The 10,821-nt window shown below is 67.6% G+C and carries 9 protein-coding genes; 2 read left to right on the forward strand and 7 right to left on the reverse strand.

The annotated features are described in order from the left end of the window. Positions 1 to 4: 4 nt before the first annotated feature. From ABIB42_RS16385 to ABIB42_RS16415, 7 genes are all read right to left on the reverse strand, one after another. Positions 5 to 1,936: an alkaline phosphatase D family protein gene (locus tag ABIB42_RS16385; protein ID WP_005665568.1), complete on the reverse strand. Its 1,932-nt coding sequence runs from the start codon at positions 1,934 to 1,936 to the stop codon at positions 5 to 7. A 90-nt stretch (positions 1,937 to 2,026) separates the two neighbouring features. Further along, positions 2,027 to 2,449, reverse strand: coding sequence for an EamA family transporter (locus ABIB42_RS16390; RefSeq protein ID WP_005665567.1), 423 nt, complete (start codon positions 2,447 to 2,449; stop codon positions 2,027 to 2,029). Positions 2,450 to 2,471: 22 nt separating this feature from the next. Beyond that, entirely contained in the window at positions 2,472 to 3,227 is a 756-nt protein-coding gene (locus ABIB42_RS16395) for an ABC transporter ATP-binding protein (protein WP_005665566.1), read from the reverse strand. Then, on the reverse strand, positions 3,228 to 4,187 hold the full coding sequence (locus ABIB42_RS16400; RefSeq protein WP_005665564.1) for an iron chelate uptake ABC transporter family permease subunit: 960 nt from the start codon (positions 4,185 to 4,187) through the stop codon (positions 3,228 to 3,230). Further along, positions 4,177 to 5,187, reverse strand: coding sequence for an ABC transporter permease (locus tag ABIB42_RS16405; RefSeq protein ID WP_051205062.1), 1,011 nt, complete (start codon positions 5,185 to 5,187; stop codon positions 4,177 to 4,179). Before ABIB42_RS16405 ends, ABIB42_RS16400 begins: the two co-directional genes overlap by 11 nt. A gap of 46 nt (positions 5,188 to 5,233) precedes the next feature. Next, positions 5,234 to 6,184 (reverse strand): siderophore ABC transporter substrate-binding protein, encoded by a 951-nt coding sequence (locus tag ABIB42_RS16410; RefSeq protein ID WP_005665560.1) that lies wholly within the window; start codon positions 6,182 to 6,184, stop codon positions 5,234 to 5,236. A 49-nt stretch (positions 6,185 to 6,233) separates the two neighbouring features. After that, positions 6,234 to 8,318 carry a TonB-dependent receptor domain-containing protein gene (locus ABIB42_RS16415; protein ID WP_005665558.1) on the reverse strand — a complete coding sequence of 695 codons (2,085 nt, stop codon included), beginning with the start codon at positions 8,316 to 8,318 and terminating at the stop codon, positions 6,234 to 6,236. A 147-nt stretch (positions 8,319 to 8,465) separates the two neighbouring features. On the opposite strand from ABIB42_RS16415, the gene ABIB42_RS16420 reads away from it, so the two are divergent. Further along, positions 8,466 to 9,197, forward strand: a complete 732-nt coding sequence (locus tag ABIB42_RS16420) for a response regulator (protein WP_005665557.1) — start codon at positions 8,466 to 8,468, stop codon at positions 9,195 to 9,197. After that, the gene (locus tag ABIB42_RS16425; protein WP_005665555.1) at positions 9,197 to 10,573 is read left to right on the forward strand and encodes an ATP-binding protein; all 1,377 of its coding nucleotides are present in this window, start codon (positions 9,197 to 9,199) and stop codon (positions 10,571 to 10,573) included. Before ABIB42_RS16420 ends, ABIB42_RS16425 begins: the two co-directional genes overlap by 1 nt. Positions 10,574 to 10,821 lie beyond the last annotated feature (248 nt).

The raw sequence follows: 10,821 nt of genomic DNA on the forward strand, positions 1-10,821 counted from the left end.
CGGCCTACGCGGCCCGCTGCGATTCCTCGGCCGCCGGCGTGGCGGCGTCGGCGTCGTCCGGCACCAGGAACTCGGTCGACGGCCGGCCGTCGGCATTGTGCTGCACGATGCGGCGCGGGCGGCCATGGGCGTCGAGCCATACCTGGCCGATGCCGGCGCCGTTCCACAGGCGCTCGCCGCGCGTGCGCTGGTCGGGCAGACGCGGGCTGAGGGCCAGGTCGCGCCGCTTGGTGAACCAGTTGAGCGGAGAGCGCGGCGAATACAGCCAGCGGTTCAGGCGGTCGAGCCAGTCGAGCAGGCGGCGCGGGAATTCGTTCTTGATGCCGCTGCTGGTGATCTGCCACACGTGCTGCGGGCGGTCCGATTCGCGCACCTCGACGTCGTAGACGAAGGAATAGTGCACGTCGCCCGACAGGATCACGTAGTTGCCCGGGGTGCGCGAGTGGCGGAAGATATTGAGCATGCTGCTGGCCGCGCCGCGATGCGCCATCCAGTTCTCGGCGTCGACCGTGAGGGCCAGCCCGGCGAAGGTGGCGATGCGCTGCACCACCTCGATCAGCTTGACGCCGAACATCGGCGCCGCCGAGACGATCACGGCCGCGGTCTCGTCGAGCAGTTCGTGCTGCAGCTCGGTCAGCGATTCCCAGTCCATCAGGCCCGAGGGATGGCCGGGCGTGCGCCGGTTGCGCCAGCGCCGCGTGCGCGTGTCGAGCACGATGATGGCGGGCTGGGTGCGCAGCATGTAGTCCCACTGGCGAAACGCGAGCAGGTGCTGGATCAGTGCGTCCTGCGCGCCCGGGTCGAGCCGGCCGCGCGCATCGGGCGCGGCGGTCAACGCCGCCATGGCGTCGAGCGCCTCGCCGAACACGTCGGGCCGGTTGCCCCAGCCCTGGCACAGCATATAGGCCGCCAGCGCATTGCCGATGATGCGGCGCGAGAACGGGTGCCCGTAGGCGGTGGTCTCCCACTTCGCCGACAGGTTCCAGTCGTCGGTGATGTCGTGGTCGTCGAAGATCATCAGGGTCTGCACGTGCGCCATCAGGCGCGCGGCGGCCGGCAGGTCGGCGCAGAAACCCTGCAGCGCCGCGCCTTCGCGCCGCCAGCGTTCGACGTGCTTCGGCGTCAAGGGCGGCATCGGCGGTTCGCCCACGATTTGCCACGGCGCCGGCGACCACACCAATAAATACATCGCCATCACCTCGGCCAGCGTCACCAGGTGGTTGTGGGCGTTGGCGGTGGTGAAGATCGGCTTTTCCGAGCCGCCGAAGAAGCGGTCGCGCAAGTCGTCGTTCGACTTGAACGCGGGCAGCAGGTCTTCGCGCCGGTAATAGCCGGCCGGGTGGGCATACAGCGCCTCGCTGTCTTCCACCACGGCGCCTTCCAGGCATTCGCCGTACAGGCCCAGGCGTTCGATGAGCGCATGGATGGCCGCCAGCATCGGGCCGGCCACGTCGTCGGCATACACCTGGTCGCCGCACAGCATGAGCATGGCGGGCCGCGCGTCGGCATCCCTGGCCTGGCCGGCCAGCAGCGCGTCGGCGCAGGCCAGGCCGTCGCGCGAGCGGTGGTGCGGCTTGCGGCAGGAACCGTAGAGGATGTCGTCCATGCGGCTGCGCAGCACGAAGCTGGGCCGGTCCGCCCCCGCGTGCAGCAGGTGCGGCGCCCAGTGCGCGATGCCGGCGCCGCCGTCCAGGACCAGGTCGTACTCGACCAGCACGTCCTGGGACAGCGGCTCGTCCAGCGCGACGTCGATCAGGTGCACGTATGCATGGCGGCCGACGCGGACGACGCGGCACGCCGCGCCGTCGAGCCGCAGGCGGCGCGCCGGGCCGCCCTGCGGCGCCAGCGCCAGGGTCAGGTCGAGCGCGTCGCTGCCGACGAGCCACAGCACCAGGCGGCCCGGCTCGAGGCGGCGCAGGATGGGGCCGGCCAGCACGGGCGGGAGGTCGGTGGAAGGAACAGTCTGGATCAACGCGGCACGGTCTTCAAGGGATACGATCGGCCGAGTGTAGCAGATGGCGTTCGCTCATCCGCGCGCGATCACGAGCAGGCCGGCGACGATCAGCCCGCAGCCGGCCAGCTTGGCCGGCGTGAGCGCCTCTTGCAGGAACAGCCAGCCCAGCACCATCGCGATCACCACGCTGCCCTTGTCGATCAGGGCGACGGTGGACACCTGCCCTTCCTTGATCGCCTTATAGTAGAAAATCCACGACAGCGCGGTGGCCACCGCCGAACCTGCCAGCCAGGCGATATTGGCCGGGGTGAGCGCCTGCAGCTCGCGCGCCGGCACCACGGCGGCCGCGAACAGCAGCACGAACACGAACACGAAGCAGGTGCGCACCGCCATGCCAAGGTCGCCCGAGATGCCGGTGAGGCCAGGCTTGGCGATGACGGCCGTCACGCCGGCGAACAGCATCGACAGGAAGGCGTACACCACCCAGCGTTCCATAGCCGTCCTCGTCAGTAACTCATTAGTAATAAACGCAGATGCGCTGGCCGTCGACCTCATGCACCCGGATGTCGAGCTGGTACAGGTCGCGCAGCACCTCGGGCCGGATCAGCTCTTGCGGGGTGCCGTGGTAGGCCACCTTCCCGCCGCGCATGGCGACAATGCGGTCGGCGTAGCAGGACGCGAAGTTGATGTCGTGCAGGACCAGGATCACGGTCTTGCCCAGTTCGCGCGAGGTGCGGCGCAGCAACCCCATCATGTCGACCGCGTGGCGCATGTCGAGGTTGTTGAGCGGCTCGTCGAGCAGCACGTAGTCGGTGTCCTGGCACAGCACCATGGCCACGAAGGCGCGCTGGCGCTGGCCGCCCGAGAGCTGGTCGAGGTAGCGGTCGGCCAGCGCTTCCAGGCCCAGGTAGCCGAGCGCGCGTTCGACGTGAGCCGCATCCTCGACCGTCGGCCGGCCCTGCGTGTGCGGATAGCGGCCGAAGGCGACCAGGTCGCGCACCGTCAGGCGCATCGGCAGGTGGTTGTCCTGGCGCAGGATGGCCAGGCGTTTCGCCAGTTCCTTGCTATCGCCCTTGACCACGTCGATGCCGTCGACCAGCACCCGGCCCGCGCTCATCGGCAGCAGGCGGCTGATCATCGACAGCACGGTCGACTTGCCGGCGCCGTTGGGGCCGATGATGGCGGTGACGCCGCCGGCCGGCAGGGTGAGCGTCACGTCGTCGACGACCACGGTGTCGGCATAACGCTTGCTGATATGGGAAATCTCGATCATCTAGGACTTTCTACGGGTGATCAGGAACAGGAACAGCAGGCCGCCCACGAACTCGATGACGACGCTGACGGTGGCGTTCAGTTCGAGCACGCGCTCGAGCAGCACCTGGCCGCCGACCAGGAACACCACGCCCCACAGCACCGCCATCGGCAGCAGGTAGCGGTGCTTGCCGGAGCCGGCCGTCACATAGGCCAGGTTGCTCACCAACAGGCCGAAGAAGGTGACCGGGCCGACCAGGGCGGTCGACACCGACACCATCACCGCGATCAGGGCCAGCGTCAGCATCACCGTGCGCCGGTAATCGATGCCGAGGTTGACCGCGATCTCGCGGCCCAGCGTCAACACGTCGTACTGGTGGCGCAGGCGCCAGGCCAGCAGCGAGGCCAGGCCGATGGCGACCGCCGCCACCCACAAGAGGCCCGTCTGGATCGTATTGAAGGACGCGAACATGCGGTCTTGCAGCACCATGAACTCGTTGGGATCGATCAGGCGCATCACGAAGCTCGACAGGCTGCGGAACAGGAGTCCGAACACGATGCCGGCCAGCAGCATCAGGTGCAGGCTGTGCGCGGCGCCGTTGAACAGCGCCCGGAACAGCAGGCAGGCGAAGCCCGTCATCAGCACCACCTCGATCGCGAAGCGCAGGTTCGGGTTGCCCGTCTCCGTGAGCGGATCGAGGCCGAGGCTGAAGATGATCGTGGCCTGGATCAACAGGTAGAGGGCGTCGAAACCCATGATCGACGGCGTCAGGATGCGGTTGTGGGTGATCGTCTGGAACAGCACGGACGAGACCGCGATCGCATACGCCACCAGCAGCATGGCGGCCAGCTTGGCGCCGCGGAACGGCAACACGAAGTCCCAGTTGCCGCCGGCGCCGATCAGCATGAAGGCGGCGACGACGGACAGCGCCAGCGTTGCGAGCAGGGCCAGGCGCGCTTTGGGGGATATATCAAGCGTCACGTGAACGACCTCGCAGCAACAGGAACAGGAACAGCGCGCCGCCGATGATGCCGACGACCGTGCCGATCGGGATCTCGTACGGATACACGACCAGGCGGCCAATGATGTCGCAGGCCAGTACGAACAGGCCGCCGAGGAGCGCGACCCAGGGCACCGAGCGGCGCATATTGTCGCCGAACAGGATGCTGACCACGTTCGGCACGATCAGGCCCAGGAAGGGAATGCTGCCGGCCGTGACCACCACCACCGCCGAAATCGCCGACACGATGAGCAAGCCATAGAAGGTCAGGCGCTTGTAGTTCAGCCCCAGGTTGGTGGTGAACTGCTGGCCCATGCCGGCCACCGTGAAACGGTCGGCCGCGACCCAGGCGGCGAAGGCCAGCACCGCGCCGAGCCACAGCAGCTCGTAGCGCCCGCGCAGCACGCCGGAAAAATCGCCCACGGTCCAGGCGTGCAGGGTCTGCAGCATGTCGTAGCGGAAGGCGAAGAAGGTCGTCACCGCCTGGATCACGCCGCCCAGGATCAGGCCCACCAGCGGCACCAGGTAAGGTGAGCGCAAGGGGATGCGGCGCAACAGGCCGAGGAACAGGAAGGTGCCGGCCATCGCGAAGGCGGCCGCCACCAGCATCTTGCCGAACACCGGGGTATCGGGCGCCAGCAGCGCCAGCACCAGGACGCCCAGCGTGGCGGCCTCGATGGTGCCGGCGGTGGACGGTTCGACAAAGCGGTTTCGGACCAGCATCTGCATGATGAGGCCCGCCACGGCGAGGGACATCCCGGCCAGCAGCAGGGCCAGGGTACGCGGCAGGCGGCTGACGACCAGCAGTTGCCAGTCGGTCGACTGCGTGCCCGCGAGCAGGCCGGCGAAGCTGAAGTCGCCGGCGCCGATGGCCACGCTCAACGCGACAAGCGCCGCCGTCAGTAATAACGGCAGCGCCAGCCAGGCGTGCGAGATGTGACGAGGGGCACGCGCGCTGGCGTGGCCCCCGGCTTGGCGCATCATGGCGCCCCGCCGCAGAGCGGCGGCTTGTTTACAACCATTGCAATCAGCGTCCCGCGGTGTTCAGTGCGCGCGACAGCTGGTCGACGTTCTCCTGCAGCGCGGTGATGCCGGCGCCGCCCAGGGTGTACCAGTTCAGGCCATCGAGGTAGACCACGCGCTTGTTCTTCCAGGCGTTCGACTGGCGCACCAGTTCGTTGTCCAGGAATTTCGCGGCGGCGGTGCCTTCGCGGCCGATGGCGGCGTCGCGGTCGATCACGAACAGCCAGTCGGGATTGGTCTTCTGGATGAATTCGAAGGAGATCGCCTGGCCGTGGTTCGAGGTGTCGAGCTTGGCCACCGCCGGCTTGATGCCGAAGGTGTCGTGCAGGACGCCGAAGCGCGAGCCCGGACCGTAGGCGCTCATCTTGCCGCCGGTGGTCAGGACGATCAGGCCGGCGCCGGCCGTTTCGGCCTGCTTCTTCAGGGCGGCGATCGAGCTGTCCAGCTTGGTGGTAAGTTCCTTGGCGCGCGCCTGCTTGCCGAACAGGCCGGCCAGGGTATTCACGTTATTCTTGGCGCTGGCCACCAGGTTGGTGCGGTCCGGGGTCAGGTCGATGGTCGGGGCGATCTTGGCCAGCTGCGCGTACTTGGCCTGCGAACGGCCGCCGACGATGATCAGGTCGGGCTTGGCGCCGTGGATTTTTTCATAGTCCGGCTCGAACAGGGTGCCCATCTTGGGGGCGCTGTTGTAGCGCGCCAGGTGGCGCGGCAGCGGACGCGCGGTGGTGCTCATGGTCGGCACGCCGGCGACATTCACGTCCAGCGCCGACAGGTTGTCCAGCGTGGTGGCGTCGAGCACGATGACCTTCTTCGGATTGGCCGGGACCGCGGTGGTGCCGCTGGCATGCTTGATCTGCACGGTGTTCTGGGCTTGCGCAGGCAGCGCGCCGAAGGCCAGGGCGGCGCCGACCGCCAGCACTGCGCGGCGGCCTTGGAAGATGTTCTTGATGGTCATGTCGGTATTCCTGTCTCGTTCAACAAATGGGGTATATAAAAGCGTGTGGTCAGAAGCGTGTGGTCACCCCGAGCCACAGGCGGCGACCGTCGCCGACCGTGTTGTAGGTCAGCTCGTCCAGGCGCTTGTCGCTGACGTTGAACAGCGCGGCCTTGATGGCGACGCTGCGGCTCCAGTCATAGGTCATGCCGATGTCGCCGATCGTGTAGTCGCCGTATTCCTTGGCGCCGTTGGGCAGGGTCACGCCATTGCTGCCCGACCGCGCGGCGGCATTGATCTCCTTGCCGTTGTAGGTGACCGAGGCCCACAGGTCGAGCGCGTCGGTGACGTTCCAGTCGGCGCGCAGCGTGCCGCGGTGCTTCGGGGTGCGGGTCAGCGCATAGCCGGCGTAGGCGCCGCCCTTCTGTTCCGAATCGGTATAGGTGTAGTTCGACTTGAACGACAGCGCGCGCAGCGGCTGCCAGGTCAGGCCCAGTTCCAGGCCCTGGATCGTGGCGTCGTCGATGTTGTAGCTGTACCAGAGGCGGTAGTTCGGGTCTTCCGACCAGCGCGCGATCGAACCGTCGTCGTTGTAGATCAGCGCGTTCGCCACCTTGTCCTTGAAGTCGGTGTAGAACAGCGTCGCATTCGCCTGGATGCCGGCCTTGTTGTTGTAGTGGGCGGACAGCTCGTAGCTGGTGCTGGTCTCGGCCTTCAGGTCCGGGTCGCCGATGATGACGCCGCAGGTGCCGTTCGGGCCATAGGTGCAGCCGCCGCCGCCGGTGGTGTAGGCATAGCCCGGCGCGATGTTGCGGATTTCCGGCGCGCGGAAACCGCGCGAGACGCCGCCCTTGATCGTCACCGCGTCGCTGGTATGCCACACGGCGTACAGGCGCGGCGACCAGTGGTTGCCGTAGATTTCGTGGTCGTCGGCGCGCAGGCCGGCGGTCAGCGCCAGGGTGTCGGTCAGGCTCCATTCGTCTTCGACGAACAGCGCCTTCTGGATGATGCTGAAGTGCTCGTCCACGCCGGTGCGGCGGCCCGGGTTCTGGTCTAGGAGTTCGCCGCGGTTGTACTGGCCGCCGATCACCAGGAAATGGTCGCCCAGGCGGGTGTTGAGCTTCGCGTCCAGCACCGTGTTCTTGATTTCCGGCGCGCGCGTGTTGCGGATGTAGTCGCCGGCGCGGTCTTGCGCGTAGGTCTCGCGCTGGCCTTTTTCCTGGGTCAGGGCGACCTGCGAGGTGGCCCAGCCCCAGCGCCCGTTGTGCGACAGCGACCAGTGGTCGCGGCTGTGTTCCTGGCGGGTGTTGGCAGCGTTCGGCGCCAGCACGCCACCCGCCGAGCTGTGTCGCTTGAGCTCACTCTTGCCGGCTTCGAGCAGCACGTCGTGGGCGGCGTTCGGGGTCCAGGCCAGGCGCGCGGTCAGGTCGCGGTCCTTGGCGCCGTTGAAGCCGTTCAGGATCTCGTCCTCGGTGCGCTTGTTCTGCTTGCCCCACAGCTGCAGGCCGAGGACGTTGCTGGCGATCGGACCGTTCAGGAAGAACTGGCCCTGGGTCGAGTTGCCCGAATCGCTGTGTTCCTGCAGGGTGCCGTCGACGCCGAGCGAGCCGCCCCAGGCCTTGGCGACCTTGCGCGTGATGATGTTGATCACGCCGCCCATGGCGTCGGAGCCATACAGCGAGGACATCGGGCCGCGCACGACTTCGATGCGCTCGATCGCCTCCAGCGGCGGAATGAAGCTCTGCTCGTAGCCGGCGTTGCCGTTGGTGCGCGCGTCGCGCGTCGACTGGCGCTTGCCGTCCACCAGGATCAGCGTGTATTGCCCCGGCAGGCCGCGAATCAGGATATCCTGTTCGTTGGCGACGCCGGTGACGGTGACGCCCTGGACGTCGCGCAGCGCGTCGGTCAGGTCGCGAAACGGACGCTTTTCCAGGTCTTCACGGGTGATCACGGTGATGCTGGCGGGAGCGTCGGTGGCCGACTGCTCGAAGCCGGCGGCGGTCACGACGACGGTCGGCACGGTGCCGGACGCGCCGGCGGCTTGCGGGTTGAAATCCGGTGCTTCCGGTGCGGCGTGGGCGCTCAGGGCCAGGGCGCCGTGGAGCGCCGCCGCGATGGTCGTCCGTTTGAACCATGCCGTTGTCGTGTGCTGCATACGCTTCGTTCTTTCTCTGTCGCTCAAAATTCTTTTATACGGCGAACACCTATTGCCAGGCCCGTTCGCGGTGAATGATAATGATTATCATATGCAATTAACCGCCAGAAAGTTTGTCAAGTTGTGGCAAGTCTTGATATTCCAGCAATGAATCCTGTTTCCACTTCATCCCGTATCCTCGTGGTCGACGACCACGCCGACATCCGCGACCCGCTCGCCGCCTTCCTGCGCCGGCACGACCTGGAGGTGCTGACCGCCGCCGACGCCGCGACCGCGCGCACGCTGCTGCGCCAGCATCGGATCGACCTGGTGGTGCTCGACGTCATGCTGCCGGGCGAGGACGGCCTGTCGCTGTGCCGCCACCTGGCCGAGACCAGCAGCACGCCGGTGATCCTGCTCACTGCGATGGCGAGCCAGGAAGACCGCGTCGCCGGGCTCGAGATCGGCGCCGACGATTACGTCACCAAGCCCTTCGATCCGCGCGAACTGGTAGCCCGCATCAAGGGCATGCTGCGGCGCCTGAGCCGCGCCGCGACCGGCTGGCACGGCCGCCGCTACGCCTTCGGCGACTGGACCCTGGACATGGCCAGGCGCGAGCTGGTTGACGCCGGCGGCGAACCGGTGGCATTGAGCACGTCGGAATTTCGCCTGCTGGGCGTGCTGGTCGAGCGCGCCGGAAAGGTGCTCAGCCGCGACGAGCTGCTCGACCTGACGCGCGACGGCGAGGTGCAGAACTTCGACCGCAGCATCGACAGCCAGGTCAGCCGGCTGCGCAAGAAGCTGGAAAGCGATCCGCGCCGGCCCCGCCTGCTCAAGACCTCGTGGGGCGACGGCTATGTGTTCACGGCCGACGTCAAGCCGCTGCCGGCGGCAGGCTGATGCGCCTGATCCCGAAGACCATGGGCGGCCAGCTGGTCGCGACGCTGCTGGTGGCCGTGCTGCTGGCGCACGCCGCCGCCATCGTGGCGCGCCAGCTGGCCCCGGACGCCATGCATCCGCTGGCCGCGCGCTACATGCTCGACCGCATGGCCGGGATCTACCAGTCGCTGCGCCTGTCGCCGGACAAGGGAGAAGAGATGCTGGCCGCGATCGGCTCGCCGAGCGCGCGCTTCTGGCTGGCCAGCGGCGCCAGCTCCACCAGCCTGGCGATGAACGAGGCCGAACGCAAGCAGGCGCAGGCCCTGGCCGAGCGCCTGTCCGGCATGTCGGCGTCGGCGCCGGCGCCGCGCAGCTGGGTGCAGCTGACCGACCATGCGCCGGGCGACGATGGCGTCAAGCAGGCCGGCATGCTGGCCTCGGTCGAGCTGCCGGACGGACGCTGGCTGGTGGGCTACCAGCAGTCGCCCGGCGGCAGTCCCTGGTGGCGTCCGCTGCACTTCTCGATCCCGGTGAGCACCCTGCCGGTACTGCTGGTGGCGCTGCCCTTCATCGGCCGCATCCTGCGTCCGATCCGCGCGCTGGAGCGCGCCGCCGAGCGCTTCAGCCGCGGCGAGCACGACGGCCCGCTGCCGGTGACCGGGCCGCGCGAGGCGCGCGAGCTGACGGTCGCCTTCAACACGATGGCCGAGCGCCAGCAGCGCTTCATCGAAGACCGCACGCGCATGCTGGCCGCGATCAGCCACGACCTGCGCACGCCGATCACCTCCCTGCGCGTGCGGGTGGAACTGATCGACGACCCCGAGCTGCGCGCGGCGATGATCCGCACGCTCGAGACGATGGGCCTGATGGTCGAGCAGACCTTGCGCTTCGCGGCCGAGGACTGCGTCGGCGAGCCGTCGCAGGACGTCGACCTGGCGGCGCTAATGCGCGAGCTGGCGGCGGAGCTGGCGCGTCCCGGAAAGCGCATCCGCTACGCCGGCCCGGACCGGCTGCCCTACCGCTGCCGCCCGATCGCCCTGCGCCGCGCCGTGGGCAACCTCGCCGAGAACGCGATCCGCCACGGCACCGAGGTCACGCTGTGCGCCAGCGCGCCGGGGGATGACCGCGACGTGATCCTGGCCGTGATCGACAACGGCCCCGGCATTCCCGAGGCCGAGCTGGACCGCGTCTTCGAACCTTTCGCCCGCCTCGACAGCGCCCGCTGCCGCGACACCGGCGGCGACAACGGCCACGGCGGCGCCGGCGGCAGCGGCGTCGGCCTCGGCCTCTCCATCGCCCGCTCCTGCGTCGAAGCCCACGGCGGCACCCTCACCCTGACCAACAACACCCCCGGCCTCACCGCCACCATCACCCTCCCACCTGACTATTCCCAATGAGGGTCAGAGTAGAATTGTTGAGCAATTTCTCCGCAATCCCGATAATGAGGGTCAGAGTAGAATTAATTCCCAATAACTCGCAATCAACTATTATCCGGGCCATGTTCACAGCGCCCGCTTTAAAAGAAATTGCAAAATAATTCTACTCTGACCCTAATGCCGCTAAGTTAAGGTTTTCTCGATAGCCGTTTTTCTGGATACCGTTGAGCTACTGCCTTAACGACGCGGTCAAATTTTCGTCCGGGTCG

This window comes from Massilia sp. UYP32, assembly GCF_050434365.1.
Lineage (GTDB): Bacteria > Pseudomonadota > Gammaproteobacteria > Burkholderiales > Burkholderiaceae_D > Telluria > Telluria timonae.